We start from the raw sequence: 26,011 nt of genomic DNA on the forward strand, positions 1-26,011 counted from the left end.
GCCCCCCCCCGGCTGCGGGCGGGTGGGGCCCGCGTCGTGTCCAGGGGCAGCAGTCCCCCGGGCTGCTGCCCCTGGCTGCCGATCGCGCCTACTCCGTCGCGATCGCGTTCAGGACGTTCATCCGGCCCGCCCGGAAGGCCGGGACCAGGGCCGCGAACAGGCCCACGAAGGCCGAGCCGATGAAGACCGTGATGATCGTCGGCCAGGGGATCTCCAGGACGCCCAGACCCTCCAGTGCCAGCAGCTTCTGGGCGGTCGTGCCCCAGCCCATGCCCAGGCCGAGGCCGAGCAGGGCGCCGAAGAGCGCGATGACGACCGACTCCAGGCGGATCATGCGGCGCAGCTGGCGGCGTGAGAGGCCGATCGCCCGCATCAGGCCGATCTCCCGCGTCCGCTCGACGACCGACAGGGCGAGGGTGTTCACCACGCCCAGCACGGCGACGATGATCGCCAGCGCCAACAGGCCGTAGACCAGGTTGAGCATCTGGCCGACCTGGTCCTTGAGGTCCTGCTTGAAGTCGGTCTGGTCCTGCACCTTGAGGCCCGGGTACGCGGCCACGGAGTCCTTGAGCGCGGTGTACGCGGCCTTCTCCCGGCCGTCCTCCGCCTTCGCGAACATGATCGCGTTCTTGGGCATCAGGCCGGCCGGCACGTAACTCTCCACCGTCGGGATGCCGACGTACATGGCGCCCTTGTCCACGGAGGTGTCGTCCGACGTGATGGCCGCGACTTCGAGCCCGGCTGTCCTGCCGTCCTTGAAGGCGACCTTCAGCCGGTCGCCGACCTCGATGCCGTGGTCCTTGGCGTAGGTGTCGCCGACGGACATCGCGTTCTTCCGGTACGCCGCGGACAGCTCGCCGGAGACGGTCTCCCGCCGCACGTCCTGGGCGTAGCTGGGGTCCGCGGCGGAGAGAGAGTTCTCCTCGGACCTGCCGTCCGGTGCGGTGATCCTGGCGTCGACGATCCTGTAGTCGGTGACATGGGCGATGTCCGGGACCGATGCGACGGCCTTCGCCGCCTGCGGCACGATCCTCTGCCCCTCCTTGGGCTGGATGATGAAGTCCGCGCCGACCGACTTGTCCAGCTCGTCCGTTGCCGAGGCGACCATGGAGGAGCCGACGACGGACAGGCAGGCGACGAGCGCGAGGCCGATCATCAGGGCGGCGCCGGTGGCACCCGTACGGCGCGGGTTGCGCAGGGCGTTGCGCTCCGCCATCCGTCCGACCGGGCCGAAGAAGCGGAGCACGACCGCGCTGATGATCCGCACGACCAAACCGGCCAGCAGCGGTCCGACGACGATGAAGCCGATGAGGGTGAGGACCACGCCGAGGCCCAGGAACACCGAACCCTCGGACGCCTTGCCCGCGTTCGCCGCGGCGAGGAGACCCGCGGCGCCCGCCCCGGTGAGCACCAGACCGACAACGGCCCGCAGCCGGCCCGCCCTGCCGTCCGCGGGCGTACCGGCGTCGCGCAACGCGGCCATCGGGGAGACCCGGCCCGCCCGCCGCGCGGGCAGATAGGCGGCGAGGACGGTGACGATGATGCCGAGCGCCAGACCGACGACCGGGGTGGTCCAGTTGACCGTCAGATCGTCGGTGCTGAGCTCCATGCCCATCCGGCCCATGAGCTTCATCAGGCCGACGGCGAGACCGACACCGGCGGCGACCCCGAGCACGGAGCCGGTGGCGCCGAGCAGCAGCGCCTCGGCCAGCACGGAGCGGTTGACCTGCTTGCGGCTGGAGCCGATGGCCCGCATCAGCCCGATCTCCCTCGTCCGCTGGGCGACCAGCATCGAGAAAGTGTTGATGATCAGGAAGATGCCGACCAGGAAGGCGATCCCGGCGAAGCCGAGCATCGCGTACTTCATGATGTCGAGGAAGGAGCCGACGTCCTCGCGGTTGGAGTCGACGGCCTCCTTCTCCGTCAGGAGCGTGTAGCTGCCGCTACCGCTGTCGAGCAAGGCGGCGACGTTCCTCTTCAACTGCTCGTCGCTGACGCCCTCGTCGGCGGTCACCGAGATCTGGGTGAACACATCCGTGGCGCCCAGCAGCATCCGCTGCGAGGTCGCGGTGTCGAAGAAGACGACGGTGGCACCCGGGTTGGTGGCCTTGAAGGACGCGATGCCGACGATCCTCGCCTTGACGTCACCGGTCACGGCGACGGTGCGCAGTTCGTCACCGAGCCGCAGACGGTGCTTCTCGGCGGTGTCGGCGTCGAGCATCACCTCGGTGGGACCGCGCGGCGCGTGGCCGGAGGTGATCTCCATCGACTTCAGCTCGTTACGGGTCCAGTTGCCGGCGATCGTCGGAGCGCCGCTGTCGGAACCCATGTCCTTATTGGCGCTGTTGACGACGGTGACGCTCATGCTGCTGACGGCGCCCTCGGCGGACCGCACACCCTCGGCCTTCGCCACCTCGGCGACCAGCGACGCGGGCAGCGACGCGGGCTTGCCGCTCTGCGGCGACCCGTCCTGTGCCCGCTCGGCGCTCTTCGGGCTGACGGTGACATCGGGCGAGGAGGCGGCGAAGAGTTTGTCGAAGGTGGCGTTCATCGTGTCGGTGAAGACGAGCGTGCCGCACACGAACGCCACCGACAGCAGGACGGCGACGGCGGAGAGCGCCATACGTCCCTTGTGTGCCAAGAAGTTGCGCATCGAGGTCCTGAGGACGGTCACGACGCCCTCCCCCGGGCACCAAGAGCTCCGGAGACGCCGGGGGCGTCCGTCGGCGACAGACGCAGCATGCGCTCCAGGACCAGCTCCGCGGTCGGGTTGTACGTCTCGTCGACGATCCTGCCGTCCGCGAGGTACAGAACGCGGTCCGCGTACGAGGCGGCGACCGGATCGTGCGTGACCATCACGATGGTCTGTCCCAGCTCGTCGACCGAGCGCCGCAGGAAGCCGAGAACCTCCGCGCCGGCGCGCGAGTCGAGGTTTCCGGTCGGCTCGTCACCGAAAATGATCTCGGGGCGGGCAGCCAGCGCACGGGCCACGGCGACACGCTGCTGCTGCCCGCCGGAGAGCTCGGTGGGACGGTGCTTCAGCCGGTCGGCGAGTCCCACGGTCTCCACCACCCGGTCCAGCCACGCCTTGTCCGGCTTGCGGCCCGCGATGTCCATCGGCAGCGTGATGTTCTCCAGGGCGTTCAGCGTCGGCAGCAGGTTGAACGCCTGGAAGATGAAGCCGATCCGGTCCCGGCGGAGCCGTGTGAGCTTTCGGTCCCTGAGCCGCGTGATGTCGGTCTCGTCGACGAAGATCTGGCCGGAACTCACGGTGTCGAGACCGGCGAGGCAGTGCATCAGCGTCGACTTGCCGGACCCCGAGGGCCCCATGATCGCGGTGAACTGCCCCCGGGCGATGTCCACATCCACCGAGTCGAGGGCCACGACGCGGGTCTCGCCCGACCCGTACGCCTTGACGACCTGCCGCGCTCGCGCCGCGACGGCCGTACGTCCTCCACTGCCCCCGGTCCTGGGAATCGATACAGCCGTTGTCACGGTATTTCTCCTATGTCGAAGTCGTCGCTGCGTTCATCAGCGTGCTGGAAATGGCGTATGCGCCGCGATGGTGCGCGGCACCGTATTCGCCCTGGGGCTTCCCCCACCCCCCCGGGTCGGGCCCGCCCCCTCAGGCTAGGGAGCAGCGCGCCTCGCACTCCTCCTCCGCCGGGACGAACCAGCGGTAGGAGATACGAGGAACTTCCCCTAGGGGAGTGCGCCCTGAGGCCGAGGTGTCCGTCGGGCGAACGGTGCACCGACCGCCGGTGAGTAGGCCGGGCGGCACCGTCCCACCAGCCGGGTGGTTGTTCCGCCGCCGCCCCGGACATGGAAGGGTGCGCCCTACACGGAATGGCGGAGGGGGCACGGTGGGCGGCACCGCGAGACGTACGGGCCGGGGTTCGGCACCCGCGGCGGAACACGCACCCGCCGCCCGCCGGGGCCCGGTCGTCGCCGCTCTCATGCTCGGCATGGCCCTCGCCGCCCTCGACGGCACCATCGTCTCGACCGCCGTCCCCCAGATCGTCGGTGACCTCGGCGGTTTCTCCGTCTTCTCCTGGCTCTTCTCCGGCTATCTGCTGGCCGTGACCGTGACGCTGCCGGTGTACGGCAAACTCTCCGACACCTTCGGCCGCAAGCCGGCGCTGATCTCCGGGATCGTGCTCTTCCTCCTCGGATCACTGCTGTGCGCCGGCGCCTGGAACATGTCCGCCCTGATCGCCTTCCGCGTGGTGCAGGGACTCGGCGGCGGAGCCATACAAGGCACCGTCCAGACGATCGCCGCCGACCTCTACCCGCTGAAGGAACGCCCGAAGATCCAGGCCAAACTGTCCACCGTCTGGGCCGTGTCGGCAGTGGCCGGACCCGCCATCGGGGGGCTGCTCGCCGCGAATGCCCACTGGCGCTGGATCTTCCTCATCAACCTGCCGGTGGGAGCAGTCGCGCTGTGGCTGATCGCCCGGCACCTGCGCGAGCCCGTACGGCCGCGCGACCGCAGGCCCCACGTCGACTGGGCCGGAGCGCTGGGCGTCTTCGGCTGCGGCGGGCTGCTGCTCACCGCCCTCGTCCAGGGCGGGGTCGCCTGGCCGTGGCTGTCCGCGCCCTCGCTCACCCTCTTCGGCGCCGGCGCGGTGTGCGCCGCGGCAACCGTATGGATCGAACGGCGAGCCGCAGAACCGATCATCCCCGGCTGGGTCTGGAAGCGCCGTCCGATCGCCGCGGTCAATCTGTCCCTCGGCGCACTCGGACTGCTCATGGTCGCCCCGACCGTCTTCCTGCCGACGTACGCGCAGTCGGTGCTCGGACTCGGCCCCATCGCCGCCGGATTCGTCCTCTCCGTCATGACCCTCAGCTGGCCGCTGTCCGCGGCCCTCAGCAGCCGCGTCTACGACCGGATCGGCTTCCGGCAGAGCGCGCTCATCGGCATCGGGCTGGCCGCGCTCGTCCTCCTCGCCTTCCCCCTCCTGCCCTTCCCCGGCGCGCCCTGGCAGCCCGCGTTGATCATGCTGCTCCTCGGGGCGGCGCTGGGCATTTTCCAACTGCCCCTGATCGTCGGCGTCCAGGCCACCGTGCCCTGGGCGGAACGCGGTACGGCGACCGCGTCCGTCCTCTTCTGCCGGCAGGTCGGGCAGAGCCTGGGCGCGGCGCTCTTCGGGGCCGTCGCCAACGCGACCCTGTCGGCCCGGCTCGCGGACGCGCCCCCCGCGATCCGGCCCGGCCTGCCGGACGACCTCGACGGGGTCTCGCACGCGCTGACACGCCCCGGAGCGCTGACGGACGCAGCGGCGGACTACCTGCGGCGCGCGGTCGACACGGCCGTCGACCACATCTATCTCGGGGCTGCCTGCGCGGCAGGCGCGGCCCTGCTCGCTCTCCTGCTCCTCGCTCCACGCCACTTCCCCGTCCTCCAGGACGGCGACGAGGACCGGGACGGCACGCGGACAGGGACGGGGACGGAGGCGGGGGTGGACCGGAGCTGAGACGAAGAGCGGGACAAGGTGGGACGGGAGGTATGGGGGACGGGTGTGGGCCGGGCCGGAACAAGGCACACCGACCCGCCCCAAGAAGCCGCCGGACACAACGGGGAGACATGACGTCCCCTCAGTCCTTCTGTCCTCGGTGCCGGCCCGCTCAGCCCGCTCCGCCGTCTCAGGTGTCCGTATTCGCCGCCGGCCCCGGCACCCCGCCACTGTCCCGGCCGATCGACAGGGCCGCGAGGCTGTTCCGCACATGCGCCATCTGAACCCGCAGCTCCTCCCCTTTCTCCTCGTGCTCGCGCAGCACCCGCGCCGTCTCCTGTTCGACCTGGTCCGCCCGCGCCCTGGCCTGCTCCAACAGCTCCGCCCCCCGCGCCTCCGCCTCCGCCTGCCACTGCCGCCCGAGCTCCTCCGCCTCCGCGCACGAGCGCTGTGCATCCCCCAAGGCCGACTCCGCCCGCTCGGACAGGTCCGCGACGAGCGCGTACGTCGCGGCCTGCGACTCGGCCATCGCACGCTCCGCCGCTTCCGACCGCTCCTTGTGCTCCTTCTGCTGGGCCTCGAGCAGCGCCGAAGTGCGCTGCCGCGTCTCCGCCAGTGCCGCGGCAGCCTCACCACGCCAGGCCTTCGCCTCCCGGCGGGCGTTCGCCCGTACGTCGTCGGCCACCTCCTGGGCCCCCGCCGCACACCGCTCGGCCCACGCCTCCGCCTCTCCGCGCACCTCGACCGCGAAGGCCCGGGCCGCCTCCCGTACGGCGCGGGCCTCCTCCTCCGCGTCCTCGCGCAGCTCCTGCGCCGCGGCCTCCGCCCGCTCACGCAGAGCCGCCGCCTCCGCCTCAGCCGTGATCAGCATCTCCTGCGCCCGCGGCCCCAGCGCCTCGTACCGCTGCGGAGGAAGCGTCGCCGCCTGCTCGTGGAGCCGCTGCCCCTCGTCTTCCATCCTCTTGGCGAGAACAGTCAGCCGCGCGGCCCGCTCCCACGCCTCGTCACGGGCGGCGGACAGCCCGCCGACCATGCGGTCGGCCTGGTCGGTCCGGTAGCCGCGGTCCCGGCCCCGTACGACGGCAAAGCCATGAGGTGAAACAGACGCACTCATCCAGAAGCCCCTTTATTCGGCATAACGCACTCAGGCGCACATCTTTCTGGATCAGAGCCAAGCACCCATAACGCGACACTCCCCCCAACGAAAGACCGGGGCGCCCGACCCCCTCAGAGGTCGAGCGCCCCGGTCATTCCGACGCGGCGGCGAGCGCCGTCAACGACGGACGGTCACAACAGCCCGTCCCACATCTGCTCCAGAAGCACCGACCACCAGTTCTCCGGCGACGACAGCGCCGCCGGGTCCAGCGCGGCCAACTGCGCCTGGAAATCGACGGTCCAGCGGCCCGCCTGCTCCGGCGTCAGCCCGAACCGCAGCCGCCACATCCGGCCCAGCAGCGCCATACAGCGTACGAACTCCGGCAGCCCCGAGTTGACGAACTGCGGCGGCACCGGCTGCCCGTCGGGTCCGGCCTCGACCGGCACGGCCACGATGGCCGCCGTGCCGTACTGCACACACAGCTGCCGGCCGAAGTCGCTGCCCATGACGAGATATGAACCGGCGTCCGACGCCGGCTGCACACCCCGCTCGGCGGCCAGCTCGGCCAGCGTCGGCACCGGACGGCCCGGAGCCGCCTGCGCCCAGAAGAACGGTCCGAAGTCGACCGGCAGCCCTGCCCAGACCAGAGTCTGCGCCACCACCTCCGGCACGCCCTGCCGCGATACCGCACGCTGGTCGAAGCGGAACACGCCCTGCGGGCCGAACGCCTGCAACAGCTCGTGCGCGATCCCCTCCGCCGGGATCGGCGGCATCCGCTGCACCTGGCTGGGGTGCGGCAGCGGCACCCGGTTCGGCGCCGGACGGGCCGGGGCGTCCGCGACCTGGTGCAGCTCGCCCTGATGCTCTATCAGATGCCGTACGCCCTCCCGGCGCGTGGCGTGGTCACGGCCGTACGGGGCGGTGTGGCTGATCCGCACCTGCGGCCAGGTCTCACGGATCATCCGGGCGCAGTAACCGCCGGGCAGTTCGCAGGACTCCAGCTCGGTGTGCAGCTCCAGCACCTGCTGCGGCGGCACGTTCATCGCACGCAGCTCATGCAGGATCTGCCACTCCGGGTGCGGGGTGCCCGGCGCGGAACGGCGGATGAGCTGCTGCTCGGAACCGTCCTGCGCGCGGTAGCGGAGTACGGCCATGTAGCCGGGCCCGACCATGGGCAGGCCCGACGGGGCCTGTGGGTAGCCGTACGCACCGGGCGGCTGCGCACCGTGCGGCGCACCGGGAGCACCGGGCGCGCCCGGCTGCTGCGGGGCGCCGGGATCGCCGGCGAGCGCGGTGGCGGCGTGTCCGCCAACGGGCCCTCCGGCTCCCGGGGCACCGGGAGCGCCGTGCGCGCCCGGGACGCCGGGCTGAGCGGGCTGAGCGGGCTGAGCGGGCTGGCCGGGAGGCTGCGGGCCGGCGGCTCCGTGCATGCCTGGAGCGCCGGGCGGGCCGGGAGGCTGCTGCCCGAAGGGCCCGCCAGGGCCCTGAGGTTGACCGGACTGACCGGCAGGACCAGGCAGATGAGCACCGCCAACACCCGGCTGCCCCACCGCACTCGGAGAACCAGGCGGGCCCGGAGGCTGCTGCCCGAACGGCCCGCCATGGCCCTGAGGTTGATCGGACTGACCAGGAGGGTGGTAGCCCGGAGAGCCACCCATACCCGGCTGACCGGGCACGCCGGGCGGCTGCTGGCCGGGAGGCCCTCCCGGGCCGGGAACACCAGGCGCGCCGGGCGGCTGCGGGGCTCCCGGACCACCGGGACCGGCGCCACCCGGGAAACCACCCGAGCCACCACCCGAAGGACCGGCAAGCATCGTCGCCGCAGCGTGCACACCGCCAGGCCCGCCGGGCGCACCCGGCTGACCGGGAGCTCCGTGCGGCCCAGGAACGGCGGGCCCAACAGGCGCACCCGGCTGACCCGGAGCACCAGGCGGACCAGGGGGCTGTGGACCGGACGGGCCCCCGGGACCCTGAGCGCCGGGCCGGCCTGGTTGGCCGGGCAGATGACCGCCCCCAACACCCGGCTGCCCGGGCGCATTCGGAGCGCCGGGCGGACCCGGGGGCTGCGGACCACCCGGACCACCGGGACCGGCGCCACCCGGGAAACCACCCGAGCCACCACCCGAAGGACCGGCAAGCATCGTCGCCGCGGCATGCACACCACCGGGCCCACCAGGCGCACCCGGCTGACCCGGAGCTCCGTGCGGACCAGGAACGGCGGGCCCAACAGGCGCACCCGGCTGACCCGGAGCACCAGGGGGCTGTGCGGCCCCGGGCGGGCCCGGAGGCTGAGGCGTACCGGGGGCACCCGGCGCACCAGAGGGCTGCGGGTTGCCGGGCTCGCCCGGCGGCGGGCCGTCCGGGGAGAGCGCCGGGACGAGCTGAGTCGGGATGTAGCCACCGGCAGGCGCGCCCGGGGCACCGGGGCCCGAAACAGGAGGCGCCCCCGCGCCCGGAGTTCCCGGAGCGCCGGGCGGCGGCGGGACACTCGGACCACTGCCGCGGGCTCCAGGCGTACCGGACGCGCCCGGGCGGCCAGGACGTACGGCGCGCGCGGTCGCGGCATCCGCGATGTCGCCCGCACCGGGCCGCAACCCTGCACCCGAACCGGAACCAGAACTCGATCCGGAACCGGAACCGGGCGAGCCTGCCACGTCCGGACCACCACCGGTACCGGGAGCGTTGGGCGGCTGCGAACCAGCCGGGCCCGCCCCCTGGTGTGCGGCACCGGGCACACCAGGGGCCGCTGTGCCCGGAGCTCCGGCAGCCGCGCCGGAGGCGCCCCCCGGAACCTCCGGCCCGTCGATCGCCCGAGCGTCCGCCGCCCGCGGCGGCCCGCCGCCGGACAACAGCTCCGTCCTGGCCTCGGCTGTCACACCGGGCAGCGGAGTGTCATCGTCGTCCGACCCCACCAGCGGCGGCGAGAAGACCGTCGCCGGCAGATCGACAGAACGGTCGCCGTCACCGGAACGCGTATTCGCGTCGGTCCATGGTGTGCCCCCGGAGGGAACGCCCGGACCGCCGCCGGTGGAGTCACCCGGCTGAGACGCGGGCACCCCGTCCGACGCCGTCGGCTCGTACAGCCGGCTGCCCCCCGAGCCCGCCTCCGGCCAGGCCGCCGACGGCGCGGATGCGGACGCGGACGCGCCGCCTCCAGCAGTTGATCCGGAACTGGATACCGAGCCAGAACCGGAAGCCGAGCCGGATCCAGAACCCGAATCGGAACCCGCATCGGAACGGGAACCCGCAGTCGAATCCCGCCCGGAACCGCCCGACCGCCGATCCGGGATCCCGATCTGATCCGCCGCTTCCTGCAACCACTGCGGCGGCGTCAGCAGGAACGACGTCGCCTCGAGATCTATCCGCTGCGGCGGCACATCGGCCACCGCCGCCCCACCGTCGACGGCCCCGTACTCCTCCTCGTACCGCCGGATGACCTCGCCCACCGGCAGCCCGGGCCAGAGGGTGGCCTCCCCGCTGTCCCGGGCGATCACCAGCCGCGCGCGGCCGCCGTCCGACGTCGGCCCGTCCTCCCGGTCCTCGGCCCAGGCCACGAACCCGAGATCGAACTCCCGTACCCGTACCTCCCGGTGCTGGTACGAGGGCATATCACCGTTGACCCAGCGCTCCGCGCGCTCCTGCGCCTGCGCGAATGTCACCATCGCGCCTCACCCCTCCACCGGGACGGCGCGTGCGAAGCCGCCGTCCACCATCAGGTTCGCCACCGTCTCCAACTCCGGCGGGTTGCCCGCCAGACGCTGCAGGAAGTCGTCGAAGTCCTCACCGCACGGCATCAGCAGCCGCTCGACCCGCTCCTGTGCGGAGAGGCCGTCCGAGTCCCGCGCGTCGTCGTACGGGCAGAACCACACCGAGCCGATCGCCTGCCCCTTCACCTTCACCGCGAGCAGCCCGCCCTGTACGAAGGCCACGCCCAGGTAGTCCTTGGTGAAGTGGTCGCGCAGACACTTGTTGACATAGACGAGGTCATTGACCGCCGCGTCGTCCCGCACCGTGAAGAACGGCTGGTCGACCAGGAGCCCCAGCCCCGCGTCGAGCGCGACGCCCACCGGGGCGCAGCCGCCCGCCGCCTTCAGGAAGGAGCGGTACGCACCGGGCAGCCGGTAACCGAGGTCCTCCTCGGCCCCGAGGATCTGCTCCTCACCGACCGACAGGGACCGGCTGGGCAGCCCGACATGCACCGGCCGGGTCTCCTGCAACTGCCGTGTACCGCGCTTCTCCTGGTCAACAGCGGCCGTCGCCAGCCCGCCGTGGTGCCGCAGCAGCGCCTTCACCTCGACCGGGACCAGTTCCATCCGGCGGCTGTCCGCAACGTGGTGCCAGGTCCAGCCGTGCGGAGTGGCGACCGGCGACAGGCTGCCCCACAACTCGTGCCCGGTGGCGTGCAACGCGGCGTTCGCCGACACGTAGTCGGTCAGCCGCAGTTCGCCTACACCGAACCCCTCGGGCGGATCCGCGATCTCCGCCGCCGCCCGCGCATAGGGCGAGAAGTCCGGAAACCCTCTTTCGTCCACCCGTACGCCCTTGGGGTGGCGGGCGGCCCGGACCGGGTCCGGGAAGTGCACGACCTGCCCGGCGTACGCCGTATTCGGTGGCGCGGCTTTTCCCCCAGCCCGGGGGCTGGAAAGTGCACCCAGCCCTTGCCGACCTGTCGTCATGGCGGTTGCCCCCTGGTGCGTCCGGCTATTGCCGCACAGCCTATGCGCAGTCGTGACAGGGGGTCGCTCCCCGGCCCGGCGGACGATGAGCACAGCTCTTCGAGGCGGCGAGGGGCATTTCGAACTCTCCCGAACGACACGCCGTTCACCGACCGAGCCAGTGTTCGCGGCTACGCGCGCGGTGGCGCCGCGACGTGTCCGCGGCGGCGTCCGCTGTAGCCTCCGCGACAGCGGACGGCAGGAGGGAGAGCTGCCCGGCCGATCCCGGTCCTCCCGCCACCGACGGCACGTCGAACGCGGCGGCAGAGGCACGTACCCGCCCTTCGGCGCCGTCGCGTACGCTCCCCCGAGCGTCCTTACGCCTTGGTGCCCCCGTACGCACCGGCTGTCGCCACACCGGTGACGACCCGTCACCCGACGGTGACCTTCCGTCTCACGACGCGCCGCCAGCACGCAGGCGACTTCCCCATCTGCCTGCACATTTGGCAGGCTGTGCTCCGCAACTCGGGGGATTGCACGGGAGGGCACAACCATGAGCGCACTGCAGGACACCGGCCCAGCCGGCTCAGCACCACCGCCGCCGGGCGACCCCCGGCTCAGCTGGAGCGCCACCGACTACACCGCCGGCCCACCCGTGCTCCGGCACCGCCGCGACGGCATCCTGCCCGCCGTCGCCGCAGCCCTCTCCGTACGCGGCGAAACCCTCACCGCCACCGCGCTCAAGGGCGACCAACCACCCGCCCTCCACCCGCTCGTCCAGGACTTCCTCGACACGCTGAGCAGCGACCGGCGCGAACGCTTCACCGGCCGATGTCCCGAAGCCGTCCTGCTCTCCCGCTACCTCGGCGCCTCCGAAGGCGGCCGCAGCAAACGCGCCTCCCGCAAGCCACTCACCCACGGCGAGGCCCGCCGGGCACTCAAGCAGTCCAAACTCACCGCCCGGCACATCCGCGAGGACGGAGACCCGCAGCACGGCGCATACGCTCCACCCTGCCGTTCCTGCGAAGCGCTGCTCGCACACTTCGGCGTACGACCCATCGATCCGACGGAACGGAGCTGACGTGCCCGCCTTCGAACGCACCGGGTCCACCCGCTTCCCCGTCGCCGTGGACTCCGCCCTGCGCAAGGCCGGCTGGCAGCAAGGCCGTTGGGACATCCAGCAGGCCGAGATCTGGGCCGACACCCTCCGAGCCCACGTCTCCCCCGCCGGACACCGGCACACCGTCTCCCCCGCCGCTGTCGAGGCCTGGGCCGAATTCGGCGGCCTGCGCATCAGCGCCCCCGGCCCGGGACGCCACATCGCCCCGACACCGCTCCTCATCGACCCCGTACGCGGCCTGCACCTCGCCCGCACCCTCGCCGACCTCGGACGCGCCCTGGACACGGAGATCTGCCCGCTCGGCGCGGAGACGGGCGGCACGGGCGCCACCCTCGCCATCGACGGCGAAGGACGCGTCTACAGCGTCGACCACACGGGCGACTGGTTTCTCGGCCCGGACATCGACCAGGCCCTCACCACCCTCATCACCGGCACCCGCCCCGCACGCCTCAGCGTAAACGGCTGACAGCCGGGAGCCGGGTCGGACGGGCCGGACCGACAGACGGCACAGCCGCTCAGGCAGGCGCGGACAGGCGATCGGAGCGCGGGCAAGCGGCGGACCTCGGGACGGCCGCAGGGCGCAGTGATCAAGCGACCGGTACGGGCGGATCCCGGGACGCCCTGTGCCTAGGCAGCCGGCCGGTCGGACGGACGGGCGGCCGCTCGGACGGACGGCCGCTCGGACGGACGGCCGGTAGTGCAGCCCGACCTCTGCACGATCAGACGGCCGGCCCGCGACCCCCTGGAGAAACGATCAGGCCGTACGGTCCGGAAGCACCGCCGACACCCGGAAACCACCGGCCTCCGTCGGCCCCGACACAAACCCCCCGCCCAGCGCGGTCACCCGCTCCCGCATCCCCAGCAGACCGTTGCCCCCACTCGGCAGCCGCGCATCGGAACCACCCTCGGCCGCGGGCCCGTTCTCCACCAGCACCGCCACCTCGGCCTCCCGATGCGCCAGCCTCACCTGCGCCTTCGCACCCGCCGCATGCTTGTGGACATTGGTCAGCGCCTCCTGGACGACGCGGTAGGCGGTCTGCTCCACCTGCGCCGCGTACGGCCGCCCCTCGCCCTCCACCGACAGCTCGACGACCATCCCCGCCGCCCGCGACTCCCCGACCAGCGTCTCCAACTCGCTCAGACACGGACCGTCCCCGGCCTCATGAGCCAGCGGCTCCGCCACGGCCACCGCACCCGGCGCGCCATCCGCGTTCCGGACCTGCGCCAGCGCCAACGGCCGCGCACCGGCCCCACTGCCCGCACCAGCGCCGACGCCGGCACCGGCACCGGCACCGGCACCGGAGTCACTACCCGCGGCACCTCCCGAACTACCCGAACCGGAGCCCAGCACCTCGCCCTCGGAATCCGCCCGCAGCACGCCCAGCATCTCCCGCAGCTCCGTCAGCGCCTGCCGCCCCATGTCCCCCACCAGAGCCGCGTTCTTCGACGCGCGCTCCGGATCCTTCAACGCCACCGCCTGCAACGCCGCTGCGTGCACCACCATCAGGGACACCCGGTGCGCCACCACATCGTGCATCTCCCGAGCGATCCGCGTCCGCTCCTCGTTACGCGCCCACTCGGCACGCTCCTCGGCACGGTCCGCCAGCAGCGACAGCTCCCGCTCCAAGCCGTCCGCCCGCTCACGCAGGCTCTCCACCAGCCGCCGCCGCGCCCCGACGTACAGGCCCAGCAACAGGGACGGGGCGGTCAGCCCCACCGCCATCAGGACGGAGACCAGAATCGCGACCCAGATGGGCGGTGTGTAGCCGTCCTGCCGCATGTCCTGGTGGAAGCGGATGAACGCGATCAGCAGCGTGCCCGCCATCGACATGCCGGCCAGCACGACAGTGATACGGCGCGGCACTTCGGAGGCGGCGAGCGTGTAGAGCCCGACGACGCCCAGCAGAAAACCCATCTCGGCAGGCGTGACCGCGATCGAGACCAGCACGACGGCTATCGGCCACCGCCGCCTCAGCACCAGCGTCGCCCCGGCGACCACACCCAGCAGCACCCCGGCCAGCACCGGGATCCGCGCCTGCCCTGCGAAGGACACACCTTCGAACGTGCACTCCACCGCGGACGCGACGGCCAGCACGATGTCGAGCACCATGCTCCGCCGGCGAGCCCACCACCAGTTCCCTCTGGGCGCGCCCCGCGCGCCCGCTTCCGCAACTGCCCCCGTTGTGGTCATACGCACCAGACTAAGGGCGGGTGCCACCTATTTTCCGGCCCCTGCTCCGACATACGACAAATTCGAACGTGCTCGATATCCACAACTTCCACCCGAACTACTGAATCGTCCAGGCTTTCGACACATTCGCACGCGGACGACGAGGCTGCCGTACATGGTTCAAGCCAAGACAGAGCGGAAGGAGCGCGCCCGCGAGCCGCGGCACAGCGCCAGGACGTACGACGGGATCGTGGCGGAGCTGGGGGTGTCGAAGAGCTCGGTGTCGCTGTGGGTGAGGGATCTGCCGAAGCCACCGAGTCCACCGGGACGCTTGCACCGCATGCGGGAGGCCCGCTGGGCTCCGCACCGACGTGAGCGCGACACCGAGCGCCGGCAGACGAAGTCGGCGGCCGACATGACGGACCGGGAGCGTTCCTGGTCGGCGTCGGGCTCTACTGGGCGGAGGGGGCGAAGAGCACGCCGTACCGACCGAGCGACAACGTCCAGTTCATCAACAGCGACCCCGCGATGATCCGGATCCCGGCCGACATCCGCGGGTCTCGTCTCCGGTAAGGTCTGAGGCGGTGATCCGCCGTGGGGTAACGGCAACCCGCAGGCCTTTGGAGCCTTGAAATGCTGGTTCGAATCCAGCCGGCGGAGCTCAGCCTTCGAATGATTGATCCGGGTCCTGACCACATGGTCAGGACCCGCCGCGTTTCAGGTCTGAAACGCCCCGGTATCCTGCGGGTGTCCACCACCCGAAGCCGAAGGGCCCCCCGTGAGCGCCAACCGCCCGGCAGCCGTCGTCGTCCTCGCAGCGGGTGAGGGCACCCGCATGAAGTCGGCGACCCCCAAGGTCCTGCACTCTCTCTGCGGTCGTTCCCTCGTCGGCCACGTCGTCGCCGCCGCCCGCGAGCTGGAGCCCGAGCATCTCGTCGTGGTCGTCGGCCACGCCCGTGAGCAGGTCACCGAGCATCTCGCCGAGATCGACCCCGGCACCCGCACCGCCGTACAGCACGAGCAGAACGGCACAGGTCACGCCGTCCGGATGGGGCTCGAGGAGCTCGCCCGGAGTGGTGCGGCTCTCGAGGGCACCGTGGTCGTCGTCTGCGGCGACACCCCCCTCCTCACCGGCGGAACCCTCCAGCGGCTGGCCGACGCCCACACCTCCGACAGCAACGCGGTCACCGTTCTCACCGCCGAGGTCCCCGACTCCACCGGCTACGGCCGGATCGTGCGCGACCCGGCCGACGGTGCTGTCACCGCGATCGTGGAGCACAAGGACGCCACCGAGGCGCAGCGGGCGATCACCGAGATCAATTCCGGGGTGTTCGCGTTCGACGGGCGGCTGCTCACGGACGCTCTGGGCAAGGTGCGGACGGACAACAGCCAGGGTGAGGAGTACCTCACCGATGTTCTTGGCATTCTGCGTGAGGCGGGGCACCGGGTGGGGGCCGCGGTGGCGGCCGATCACCGGGAGATTCTCGGGATCAACAACCGTGTCCAGCTGGCCGATGCGCGCGGGCTGCTCAATGAGCGGCTGCTGCGCGAGGCGATGCTGAGCGGCGTGACGGTGATGGACCCGGCGTCGACGTGGGTGGATGTGGCGGTGACGTTCGAGCCGGACGCTGTCGTCCATCCGGGTACGCAGCTGCACGGCTCCACGCACCTGGCGGCGAACTCCGAGGTGGGGCCGGGTTGCACGCTCACCGACACGGTCGTCGGCGCGGGTGCGCGGGTGGTCAATACGGTCGCGGACGGTGCGGAGATCGGCGCGGAGGCGAGCGTCGGTCCGTACGCGTATCTGCGCCCGGGTACGAGGCTCGGCACGAAGGCGAAGGCCGGGACGTATGTGGAGATGAAGAACGCCAAGATCGGGGATGGCACGAAGGTGCCGCACCTGTCCTATGTGGGCGATGCGACGATCGGTGAGTACAGCAATATCGGTGCCGCGAGCGTGTTCGTGAACTACGACGGCGTGAGCAAGCACCACACGACGATCGGCTCTCACTGCCGGACCGGTTCGGACAACATGTTTGTGGCCCCGGTCACGATCGGGGACGGGGCGTACACCGCCGCCGGTTCGGTCATCACCAAGGATGTGCCCCCGGGTTCGCTGGCGGTCGCGCGCGGCCAGCAGCGGAACATCGAGGGCTGGGTGGCTCGTAAGCGCCCGGGAAGCGCTGCCGCGCAGGCCGCTGCCGCGGCTCGTCCCGGCTCCTCCTCGCCGAAGCCCGGCGAGGAGGGGGAGGCCGGGGGCGGGCACTGACGGAGCACCGGTACACCGTGCGGGGCGTACCGTGAGAAGCACGCAAGCACGCACAAAGACCCTCGAAGATTCAGCTGGCAAGGAGACTGTGTTGTGACCGGGATCAAGACGACCGGCGAGAAGAAGCTCATGCTCTTCTCCGGCCGCGCCCACCCCGAGCTGGCGGAGGAGGTCGCCTATCAGCTTGGCGTCGGCCTGGTCCCGACCAAGGTATTCGACTTCGCCAACGGTGAGATCTACGTCCGCTTCCAGGAGTCCGCGCGGGGTGCGGACTGTTTCCTGATGCAGAGCCACACGGCTCCCATCAATAAGTGGATCATGGAACAGCTGATCATGATCGATGCTCTGAAGCGGGCTTCGGCCCGCAGCATCACGGTGATCGTTCCGTTCTATGGCTATGCCCGTCAGGACAAGAAGCACCGCGGCCGCGAGCCGATCTCGGCGCGGCTGATAGCGGACCTGCTGAAGTCCTCGGGCGCCGACCGCATCCTGACAGTCGACCTCCACACCGACCAGATCCAGGGCTTCTTCGACGGTCCGGTGGACCATCTGTTCGCGCTGCCGGTGCTGGCGGACTACGTGGGCGCGAAGGTGGACCGCGAGAAGCTGACGGTCGTCTCGCCGGACGCCGGGCGCGTACGGGTGGCGGACCGCTGGTGCGACCGGCTGGGTGCCCCGCTGGCGATCGTGCACAAACGCCGCGACAAGGACGTCGCCAATCAGGTGACGGTGCACGAGGTCGTCGGTGATGTGAAGGGCCGGGTGTGTGTCCTGGTCGACGACATGATCGACACGGGTGGCACGATCTGCGCCGCGGCGGACGCGCTGTTCGCCAATGGTGCGGAGGATGTGATCGTGACGGCGACGCACGGCGTGCTGTCGGGTCCGGCTGCCGACCGGCTGAAGAACTCCCAGGTGAGCGAGTTCATCTTTACGAACACTCTGCCGACGCCGGGTGAGCTGGAGCTGGACAAGATCACGGTGCTGTCGATGGCGCCGACGATCGCGCGTGCGGTGCGTGAGGTGTTCGAGGACGGCTCGGTGACGAGCCTCTTCGACGAACAAGCATGACCGCCGGGGCGCAGGCGTGACCGCCGCCGGGGCGCAGGGATAACCGGCGCCGTTTCGATCGATTTCCGGGGCAGCCTCCCCGCCGGGTAGACTCATCGGGTTGCTCGGCGAGGGAGGCCGCACTGATCGGTGCGGCGGTCCGTTATCGACGCGCTCTTCGTAGCAGGTCTGTCGTGGGCCGGGTAACGGTCACCGATCATCCCCCGGGGTCCTTCGGGCCCGGGGTACCACCAGATACGAGGAGTGCATCATGGCTGAGGTCAAGATCTCCGCTGAGATCCGTACCGAGTTCGGCAAGGGCGCTGCCCGCCGCACCCGCCGCGAGACCAAGGTTCCCGGCGTTGTTTACGGTCACGGCGGCGAGCCCGTCCACGTTGCGCTGCCGGGTCACGACCTGATGCTGGCGCTCAAGACCTCGAACGTGCTCATCGGCCTCGACATCGAGGGCCGCAAGGAGCTCGTCATTCCCAAGGCTGTGCAGCGCGACCCGATCAAGGGCTTCCTGAAGCACGTCGACCTGCTCGTCGTGAAGAGCGGCGAGAAGGTCGTCGTCGAGATTCCGATCCACACCGAGGGCGAGCTGGCCCCGGGCGGCAACCTGCTCGAGCACGTGCTCAACGCTCTGCCGGTCGAGGCCGAGGCCACGCACATTCCGGAGTCGGTCACCATCTCCATCGAGGGCCTGGAGGCCGGTGCCTCCGTCCTGGCGCAGGACATCACCCTGCCGAAGGGCACCACGCTGGCCGTCGAGGGGGACGCCACCGTGCTGCAGGTTCTGGCCGCGCAGGCCGAGGAGCCCACCGCCGAGGCAGAGGCCGGGGAAGAGGGCGCCGAGGGCGCCGAGGCCTGATCCGCTCCGCGGATCACGCCGGCGGCCCGGGTGCCTGCCGCACGCCGGACGGTGTGCGGCACTCGGCCGGGTCGAGCGTCGTGACGGCAGGACCGGGCCAGGACGGCGAGCGGCATCCGGCCCGGTCGGGCTCGCAGGGCAGCCGGGTAACCGCCCGGTGCTGTCGTGGCTGCGGCCGTACGGGACGAGACACTGTGCCGGTCGGCGCGTCGGCATCCAGGTGTCCAGGCGTCACAGCGTCCAGGCGGGGTCACGGCGCGTGGGCGTCGGCCCCTCAAGGGGCCTGCTCCCGAAGAAACTGTTTCCCAGCCGCCGTTCCGCGCTGTAGGCGCGGGGCGGCGGTTGTCCTGCCGAGGAGACGTACATGACGGACGAAGCGGGCCCCTGGCTCATCGTGGGGTTGGGCAATCCCGGGCCCGACTACGCGGCCAACCGCCACAACGTGGGATTCATGGTGGCCGATCTGCTCGCGCAGCGCGTCGGCGGCCGGTTCAAGGCGCACAAGTCCCGTGCCCAGGTGGTCGAGGGGCGTCTCGGCACTCCTGGTCCGTCGAGCCGGCGGGTGGTGATCGCCAAACCGATGTCGTACATGAACCTGTCGGGTGGGCCGGTGGCCGCGCTGCGGGATTTCTACAAGGTGCCGCTCGAGAACATCGCGGTGATCCATGACGAACTGGATATCGACTACGGTGCGTTGCGCCTGAAGAAGGGCGGCGGCGACAACGGGCACAACGGTCTGAAGTCGATCAGGAAGTCCATGGGGCCGGACTACTTGCGCGTCCGGTTCGGGATCGGCCGGCCGCCGGGGCGGATGGATGTGGCGGCCTTCGTGCTGAAGGACTTCTCGTCCACGGAGCGCAAGGAGTTGGACTACTTCGTGGACCGTGCGGCGGACGCGGTGGAGACGCTGATGGCGGACGGGCTGGAGCGGGCACAGGGGACGTACAACTGCTAGCCGGGCTCAATGGGGCAGGGGTGGACAGCTCCTCCCAAGGCGATGACAGAAGGTTGACCCGGAGCTTCCGGATGCCCAAGGATCGCCGCCATGGCCAAGAGCACTACCAGACGCAGCGGCGTACGACGTGCGGGCGAGAGCGCCTACGGGTTGCTGCTGGTCGGCAAGAACACGGTGATGGCTGGGGTTGCGCTGCTGCTGTTGGTCGCGGGCGTGTGGACGTCGTGGGGCACCGCGCAGCACGCGATGCTGAGCAAGGGCCGTGAGCGGGGCACGGTCACCGTCGCCAAATGCGGCGAGGAGATGTGCACGGGGCCGTTCGTTCCGGCCGACGCGGCGGCGCCCGAGCGTCCGAAGGTGAAAATCGAGAAGGCCGTCACCCACAAGCAGGGCGAGCGGCTGCTGGTGGCGGTGAAGCCGGGGACGGATCAGGTCATACGTACCGGGTGGGCCGGGGTTCTGCACGCCTGGCTGCCGCTCGGGGGTGCGCTGTTCCTGGCGGCGCTCGTGGTGGCCGGAGGGCTGCGGATGCGGCGTACGGCTTGGGGGCTGGGCCTGCTGGGCGCGGCTCTGCTGGGCGCGTCGTTCGCGACGCTCTGACGCGAGGTTCTGACCCGAGGCGCGAGGTTCTGACGCGAGGTCCTGGTACGGCGTGCTCGTACGGGCGTGCTTCTACGGCGCCCCGGCATGATGCTCGGACCGGCTCTCGGCGCTCGAACAGGCCACCGGGGCCGAATTGTTATGCGTGATCAATGGAGCATCCGGGGTTCAAAGGTGCAGATGGGTCGCCCGGTGACTTGACCGCTCCCACGGCCACCTGGAAGCTGAGCCGCCACCCCCCACCTCCTTCTGCCTCAAGAAGTTGGTATGCCATGCGCACCCTCTCCTCGGCATGCGCGGTGACTGCAGCCGCTGCGGCTTCGCTGCTGCTCGGCCCTGCCGCATATGCGACCCCTCCCGGTGACAACGGGACCGTGAAGATCCACGACGCAGGGACCGGCGAGGAACTCCGCCGGAATGAACCGCACGTCTGCACCTTTTACCTCGACGCGTTCGGCTTCGACGGTGGCCAGCAGGTCGACTGGAAGATCGTCGGGATGCCGCCGACCGGCACCAAGGGCGTCGTCGCCGAAAGCGGTGCCCTGACGCTCGACGCGGAGGGGCACGGCCGCAGCGATGACCTGTCGTTGCCGGACGGCCACTACAAGCTGATCTGGAACTTCGACGGCGAGCACGGCCGAGCGAAGCACAAGGTCTTCTGGAGCGCTTGCGAGGATGACGGGAAGCCGGGCGAGAAGCCCGGCGGGAAGCCGTCTGCGAAGCCCAGCAGCAAACCGTCCCAGCAGCCGACGGCCGAGCCCACCGCCTCCGGACCCGCCTCCTCCGCGGCCCCGGCACCGTCTCCGAACGGCGGTGACAGTGGTGGCGGCGACCTCGCCGAGACCGGCGCTTCGGTGGGCGGCGTCTCCGTCGCGGCAGCGCTGCTGCTCGGCGCGGGCGGCGTCATGGTGATGCGTCGCAGGTCACGCGGTCAGGGCTAGCGCGCAACCGCGCACAGCCACGTAAGACGGCGGCGCCGTACCCACCTCGTTCGGGTACGGCGCCGCCGTCGTGCGTACTGCCGCTGCGCGCAGCGGCACCGGGTGTCAACCCGTGTTGCGCAGGCCCGCCGCCACGCCATTGACGGTGAGCAGCAGGGCGCGTGCGAGCAGCGGGTCGGGCTCCTCGCCGCGTTCTGCGGCGCTGCGCTGCCGGTCCAGCAGGGCGACCTGGAGGTAGGAGATCGGGTCGAGGTAGGCGTCCCGGACCCGCAAGGTCTGCCGGAGCACGGGGCTGGAGCCGAGGAGTTCGCTCTCCCCGGTGATGCGGAGGACTTCCTGGACGGTGAGCTCGTGTTCGGCCCGGATGGTGTCGAAGACGTGCTTGAGGTCGTCCGGGACCAGGGTGTCGACGTAGTGGCGGGCGATCCGCAGATCGGTCTTGGCCAGCGTCATCTCGACGTTGGACAGGAAGTTGCGGAAGAAGTGCCACTGGCCGTGCATTTCGCCGATGACGACCTCGAGTCCGGCTTCGCGTGCTGCCTTCAGCCCGGAGCCGACGCCGAACCAGCCGGGCACGATCTGCCGGGACTGGGTCCAGCCGAACACCCACGGGATGGCTCGCAGCCCGTCGAGCCCGGCACCGGAGTCCGGCCGCCGGGAGGGGCGGGAGCCCAGGTGCAGCTCGGCGAGCTGGTCGACGGGGGTCGAGGCGAAGAAGTACGCGGGCAGGTCCGGGTCCTCGACGAGGCGGCGGTAGGCGCCGTGGGCCGCGTCGGAGACGGTGTCCATGGTCGCGTCCCAGCGGGCCAGGGCCTCGTCGGACTGGCGCGGTGCGGTGTGCAGGGCCGAGGCCTGGAGGGTGGCGGCGACCGTCAGCTCCAGGTTTTCGCGGGCGAGGGAGGGGACGAGGTACTTGTCGGAAATGACCTCGCCCTGCTCGGTCACCTTGATCTCGCCCTCGAGGGTGCCCCAGGGCTGGGCGAGGATCGCGTCGTGGGAGGGGCCGCCGCCGCGGCCGACCGTGCCGCCTCGGCCGTGGAAGAGCCGCAGCCGTACGCCGTAGCGGTGTGCGACGTCGCGCAGTCGCCGCTGGGCGCGGTGGATCTCCCACTGCGAAGTGGTGATGCCGCCGAACTTGGAGGAGTCGGAGTAGCCGAGCATGACCTCCTGGACGTCGCCGCGCAGGGCGACCAGGCGCCGGTAGGAGGGGTCGGCGAGCATGTCGTCGAGGATGCGGTCCGCCTGCTTGAGCTCGTCCGTGGTCTCCAGCAGCGGGACGATGCCGATCTTCGCCCAGCCGCTGTGCAGGTCGATGAGCCCGGCCTCGCGGGCGAGGACGGCGGCGGCGAAGACGTCGTCGGCGCCCTGGCACATGGAGATGATGTAGGACTCGATGACCTCGGGGCCGAAGCGGCGCAGGGCCTCGCCGATGGTCTGGAAGACGCCGAGGGTCTTCTGGCCGGCGGCGTCGAGCGGTGCCGGGCTGGGGGCGAGCGGGCGGCGGGAGCGCAGCTCCTTGGCCAGGAGCCTGCCGCGGTAGTCGCGCGGCATGTCGGCGTACCGCCAGGACTCCTCGCCGAGCCGGTCGAAGAGCTGGCCGAGGGCGTGGTGGTGGACGTCGGCGTGCTCGCGTACGTCCATGGTGGCCAGCTGGAGGCCGAAGGCGGCGAGGGTGCGGATCGTACGGTCCATGCGGCCGTCGGCGAAGAGGCCGCCCCGGTGGGCGCGCAGCGACTCCTGGACGAGCGTGAGGTCGTGCAGCAGCTCGCCGGTGCCGAGGTAGTCGCGGCCCGGCTCGTGGGCGGTGCCCCTGGCCAGCCGCTCGCGGGTGTTGACCAGCTTCTGGCGGATGCAGGTGGCCTTGAGACGGTAGGGCTCTTCGGCGTTGAGGCGCTTGTAGCGGGGGCTGATCTCGGGCAGCCGCTCCAGGTCGGTCTGGAGGGAGGAGAGGAGTTCCTCGGTGGCGCCGGTGTAGCGGATGGAGTGGGAGAGCAGGCCGCGCAGGAAGTCGATGAGTTCGAGGGCGTCGGTGATGCCGTGCTCGTGCTGGAGGATCAGCACCTCCCAGGTGACCTCGGGGGTCACGTTGGGGTTGCCGTCGCGGTCTCCGCCGATCCAGGTGCCGAAGGTGAGGGGGCGGGTGCCCGTGGGGAATTCCACACCTACGCGTTCGAGCTCGGCGCTGAGGTCCTCGAGGACGTCGCCGACGGCGCCCTGGTGGAGCTCGTCGAGGTAGTAGATGGCGTTGCGGGCCTCGTCGGCGGGCTCGGGGCGGGCGACGCGGAGCTCGTCGGTCTGCCAGACGAGGTCGATGTTCTCGGCGAGCCGGAGGTCGGTGCGGCGGGTGTCGCCGGAGTCGTCGGTCTCCAGGAGGGCGGCGATGCGGCGGAGCTTGGTGAGGACGCTGCGCCGGGCAGCTTCGGTGGGGTGCGCGGTGAAGACGGGCCGTACGTTGAGGTGCCGGACGGTGTCCCGCAGATGCTCGGGGTCGGCGTCCTTCAGCCGGTCGGCCGTACGGGCCAGCAGACCGCCCTCGGCGGCGCGGCGCGCGCGCAGCTCCTTGCCGCGGTGGACCTGTTCGGTGACGTTCGCCAGGTGGAAATAGGTGGAAAACGCCCTGACGAGCTGGGCGGCGGTCTCCAGGTCGGTCTCACCGAGGAGGGCGGCGGCGGCTTCGCCATCCGTCCGGGTGAGCGCGCGGACACGTTCGACAAGATCGAGAAGATCGGGGCCTTCCTGGCGTACCAGGGTCTCGCCCAGCAGCTCGCCGAGGCGGCGGATGTCGGCACGCAGCGCGGCGTTGTCGCTGGTCTCGGGGGTGATGTCGGCACTGCTCACAGGTGCGGCTCCTTGCAGTGGATGAGCACATTGGGCGGGGTGCGGACCGCGCTGTCCGACGTTCACCAGGATAGATGTCTGTTGCCGCGCCGTTGTCCTCAGCCCATTTGCCCGTTCATCCAGCCCTGCCATACTTACGATGCCGTAGGTTACGGTCCCGTAGCCATGCCCAGTTCAATGAGGGAACTCCACATGACCACAAGCCCCGATGTGATCGAGGACGCCCCGAACGGGGCCGACACCCAATCCGTCGCCACCCTGGGCGGTGACAGCAAGAGATCGATCGAACAGATCGCTCTGCTGCTGTTCATCACCGTGCCATTCCTTGCCCTGGTCGCAGCGGTACCGCTGGCGTGGGGGTGGGGGGTGAGCTGGCTGGACCTGGGACTGATGGTGTTCATGTACTACCTGGGCTGCCACGGCATCACCATCGGCTTCCACCGCTACTTCACGCACGGGTCCTTCAAGGCGAAGCGGCCCCTGCGGATCGCGCTGGCGGTCGCCGGCTCGATGGCCGTCGAGGGTCCGCTGGTGCGCTGGGTCGCCGACCACCGCAAGCACCACAAGTTCTCGGACGACGAGGGCGACCCGCACTCGCCGTGGCGGTTCGGTGAGACGCTCCCCGCCCTGATGAAGGGCCTGTGGTGGGCGCACATCGCCTGGATGTTCGACGAGGAGCAGACGTCGCAGCACAAGTACGCGCCCGACCTGATCAAGGACCCGACGATCCGCCGGATCTCGCGGCAGTTCGTCTGGTGGACAACGGTGTCACTGGCCATCCCGCCACTGGTCGGCGGTCTGGTGACCTGGTCCTGGCAGGGTGCTGTGACGGCGTTCTTCTGGGGCTCGCTGGTGCGGGTCGCGCTGCTGCACCACGTCACCTGGTCGATCAACTCCATCTGCCACGCGGTCGGCAAGCGCCCGTTCAAGTCACGCGACAAGTCCGGAAATGTCTGGTGGCTGGCGGCGCTGTCGTGCGGTGAGTCCTGGCACAACCTGCACCATGCCGACCCGACGTCGGCGCGCCACGGCGTGATGAGGGGACAGATCGACTCGAGCGCCCGCATCATCCGCTGGTGCGAGCAGTTGGGCTGGGCGTACGACGTGCGCTGGCCGAGCGCGGAGCGGATCGATGCCCGGCGTAAAGGCGATATCTCAGATGAAGCCGGGGACGCGAAGGCTGCATGATTGACGGCGTGGCGATTGACAGCAGCAGTGAAAAGAGCCGGACTTCCGCTTCAGCGGGCCGACGGGCGCGCCGGGTGCGGATGACCGGCAAGGAGCGCCGGGAGCAGCTGCTGGACATCGGCCGCGCGCTCTTTGCCGAGAAGGGTTTCGAGGGCACGTCGGTGGAGGAGATCGCGGCGAAGGCCGGGGTCTCGAAGCCGGTGGTGTACGAGCACTTCGGCGGCAAGGAGGGGCTGTACGCGGTCGTGGTGGACCGGGAGATGCGGCAGCTCCTCGACATGGTGACCGGGGCGTTGACAGCCGGGCACCCACGGGAGCTGCTCGAGCAGGCCGCCTTCGCCCTGCTGGACTACATCGAGAGGTATACGGACGGGTTCCGCATCCTGGTGCGGGATTCTCCGGTGGCCCAGTCCACGGGCACCTTCGCCTCGCTGATCAGCGATATCGCCACCCAGGTGGAGGACATCCTGGGCCTGGAGTTCAAGGCCCGGGGCTTTGATCCCAAGCTGGCGCCGCTGTATGCGCAGGCACTGGTGGGGATGGTGGCACTGACGGGGCAGTGGTGGCTGGATGTGCGCAAGCCGAAGAAGGCCGAGGTGGCGGCGCATCTGGTGAATCTGGCCTGGCACGGGCTGGACGGGCTGGAGCCGAAGCCGAGGCTGATCGGGCACCGGCGGAACTGAGCGGGCCCCGGCCGAGCGCGCGGAGACCGGCCGAGCGGACCGGGCGTGCGGAGCTGAGCGTACGGAACTGAGCGTACGGACTGAGCGTGGCCGCCGCTGCACACGCGTCCGGGATGGCGGAA

Annotated in this window: 18 protein-coding genes and 1 tRNA gene; 12 read left to right on the forward strand and 7 right to left on the reverse strand. The window is 70.9% G+C overall.

All coding sequences use genetic code 11. The features are described 5' to 3' along the window. Positions 1-88 precede the first annotated feature (88 nt). Together ABZW18_RS04635 and ABZW18_RS04640 are read right to left on the reverse strand one after the other, a co-directional pair. Positions 89-2,674, reverse strand: a complete 2,586-nt coding sequence (locus tag ABZW18_RS04635) for an FtsX-like permease family protein (RefSeq protein ID WP_356182046.1) — start codon at positions 2,672-2,674, stop codon at positions 89-91. Then, positions 2,671-3,495 (reverse strand): ABC transporter ATP-binding protein, encoded by an 825-nt coding sequence (locus ABZW18_RS04640; RefSeq protein WP_356182049.1) that lies wholly within the window; start codon positions 3,493-3,495, stop codon positions 2,671-2,673. Before ABZW18_RS04640 ends, ABZW18_RS04635 begins: the two co-directional genes overlap by 4 nt. Before the next feature lie 461 nt (positions 3,496-3,956). On the opposite strand from ABZW18_RS04640, the gene ABZW18_RS04645 reads away from it, so the two are divergent. Then, on the forward strand, positions 3,957-5,474 hold the full coding sequence (locus ABZW18_RS04645; protein ID WP_356182305.1) for an MDR family MFS transporter: 1,518 nt from the start codon (positions 3,957-3,959) through the stop codon (positions 5,472-5,474). Positions 5,475-5,643: 169 nt separating this feature from the next. Here the strand turns inward: ABZW18_RS04645 and ABZW18_RS04650 are convergent, their stop codons facing one another. From ABZW18_RS04650 to ABZW18_RS04660, 3 genes are all read right to left on the reverse strand, one after another. After that, positions 5,644-6,567, reverse strand: coding sequence for a cellulose-binding protein (locus ABZW18_RS04650; protein WP_356182052.1), 924 nt, complete (start codon positions 6,565-6,567; stop codon positions 5,644-5,646). Positions 6,568-6,740: 173 nt separating this feature from the next. After that, positions 6,741-10,211 (reverse strand): SUKH-4 family immunity protein, encoded by a 3,471-nt coding sequence (locus ABZW18_RS04655; protein ID WP_356182055.1) that lies wholly within the window; start codon positions 10,209-10,211, stop codon positions 6,741-6,743. 6 nt (positions 10,212-10,217) lie between these two features. Next, positions 10,218-11,225: an SMI1/KNR4 family protein gene (locus tag ABZW18_RS04660; RefSeq protein WP_356182058.1), complete on the reverse strand. Its 1,008-nt coding sequence runs from the start codon at positions 11,223-11,225 to the stop codon at positions 10,218-10,220. A gap of 532 nt (positions 11,226-11,757) precedes the next feature. Here ABZW18_RS04660 and ABZW18_RS04665 point away from each other — a divergent pair. Beyond that, the gene (locus ABZW18_RS04665) at positions 11,758-12,285 is read left to right on the forward strand and encodes a YwqJ-related putative deaminase (RefSeq protein WP_356182061.1); all 528 of its coding nucleotides are present in this window, start codon (positions 11,758-11,760) and stop codon (positions 12,283-12,285) included. Position 12,286: 1 nt separating this feature from the next. Next, positions 12,287-12,790 (forward strand): SUKH-3 domain-containing protein, encoded by a 504-nt coding sequence (locus tag ABZW18_RS04670; protein ID WP_356182063.1) that lies wholly within the window; start codon positions 12,287-12,289, stop codon positions 12,788-12,790. Positions 12,791-13,078: 288 nt separating this feature from the next. Here the strand turns inward: ABZW18_RS04670 and ABZW18_RS04675 are convergent, their stop codons facing one another. Further along, the gene (locus tag ABZW18_RS04675; protein WP_356182066.1) at positions 13,079-14,515 is read right to left on the reverse strand and encodes a histidine kinase; all 1,437 of its coding nucleotides are present in this window, start codon (positions 14,513-14,515) and stop codon (positions 13,079-13,081) included. Between the two features lie 567 nt (positions 14,516-15,082). Here ABZW18_RS04675 and ABZW18_RS04680 point away from each other — a divergent pair. From ABZW18_RS04680 to ABZW18_RS04710, 7 genes are all read left to right on the forward strand, one after another. After that, a tRNA-Gln gene (locus tag ABZW18_RS04680) sits at positions 15,083-15,154 on the forward strand. Between the two features lie 118 nt (positions 15,155-15,272). Beyond that, on the forward strand, positions 15,273-16,763 hold the full coding sequence (glmU, locus tag ABZW18_RS04685; protein ID WP_356182069.1) for a bifunctional UDP-N-acetylglucosamine diphosphorylase/glucosamine-1-phosphate N-acetyltransferase GlmU: 1,491 nt from the start codon (positions 15,273-15,275) through the stop codon (positions 16,761-16,763). Positions 16,764-16,856: 93 nt separating this feature from the next. Continuing rightward, a complete protein-coding gene (locus ABZW18_RS04690; protein ID WP_356182072.1) occupies positions 16,857-17,834 on the forward strand; it encodes a ribose-phosphate diphosphokinase in 978 nt (325 codons plus the stop codon). A 250-nt stretch (positions 17,835-18,084) separates the two neighbouring features. Beyond that, on the forward strand, positions 18,085-18,684 hold the full coding sequence (locus ABZW18_RS04695) for a 50S ribosomal protein L25/general stress protein Ctc (protein WP_356182075.1): 600 nt from the start codon (positions 18,085-18,087) through the stop codon (positions 18,682-18,684). 364 nt (positions 18,685-19,048) lie between these two features. Then, positions 19,049-19,639: an aminoacyl-tRNA hydrolase gene (pth, locus tag ABZW18_RS04700; RefSeq protein WP_356182078.1), complete on the forward strand. Its 591-nt coding sequence runs from the start codon at positions 19,049-19,051 to the stop codon at positions 19,637-19,639. A gap of 90 nt (positions 19,640-19,729) precedes the next feature. Further along, complete coding sequence (locus tag ABZW18_RS04705; RefSeq protein ID WP_356182081.1) at positions 19,730-20,239, forward strand: hypothetical protein; 510 nt, start codon at positions 19,730-19,732, stop codon at positions 20,237-20,239. A 272-nt stretch (positions 20,240-20,511) separates the two neighbouring features. Beyond that, positions 20,512-21,180, forward strand: coding sequence for a PT domain-containing protein (locus tag ABZW18_RS04710; protein WP_356182084.1), 669 nt, complete (start codon positions 20,512-20,514; stop codon positions 21,178-21,180). A 105-nt stretch (positions 21,181-21,285) separates the two neighbouring features. Here ABZW18_RS04710 and ppc read toward each other — a convergent pair whose 3' ends face one another. Next, entirely contained in the window at positions 21,286-24,018 is a 2,733-nt protein-coding gene (ppc, locus tag ABZW18_RS04715; RefSeq protein ID WP_356182087.1) for a phosphoenolpyruvate carboxylase, read from the reverse strand. 192 nt (positions 24,019-24,210) lie between these two features. Between ppc and ABZW18_RS04720 the strand changes: the two genes are divergently transcribed. Together ABZW18_RS04720 and ABZW18_RS04725 are read left to right on the forward strand one after the other, a co-directional pair. Continuing rightward, positions 24,211-25,206 (forward strand): acyl-CoA desaturase, encoded by a 996-nt coding sequence (locus ABZW18_RS04720; RefSeq protein ID WP_356182090.1) that lies wholly within the window; start codon positions 24,211-24,213, stop codon positions 25,204-25,206. Continuing rightward, a complete protein-coding gene (locus ABZW18_RS04725; protein WP_356182092.1) occupies positions 25,203-25,889 on the forward strand; it encodes a TetR/AcrR family transcriptional regulator in 687 nt (228 codons plus the stop codon). Before ABZW18_RS04720 ends, ABZW18_RS04725 begins: the two co-directional genes overlap by 4 nt. Positions 25,890-26,011 lie beyond the last annotated feature (122 nt).

The organism is Streptomyces sp. NPDC004647, from assembly GCF_040609575.1.
In the GTDB taxonomy this organism is placed as follows: Bacteria; Actinomycetota; Actinomycetes; order Streptomycetales; family Streptomycetaceae; genus Streptomyces.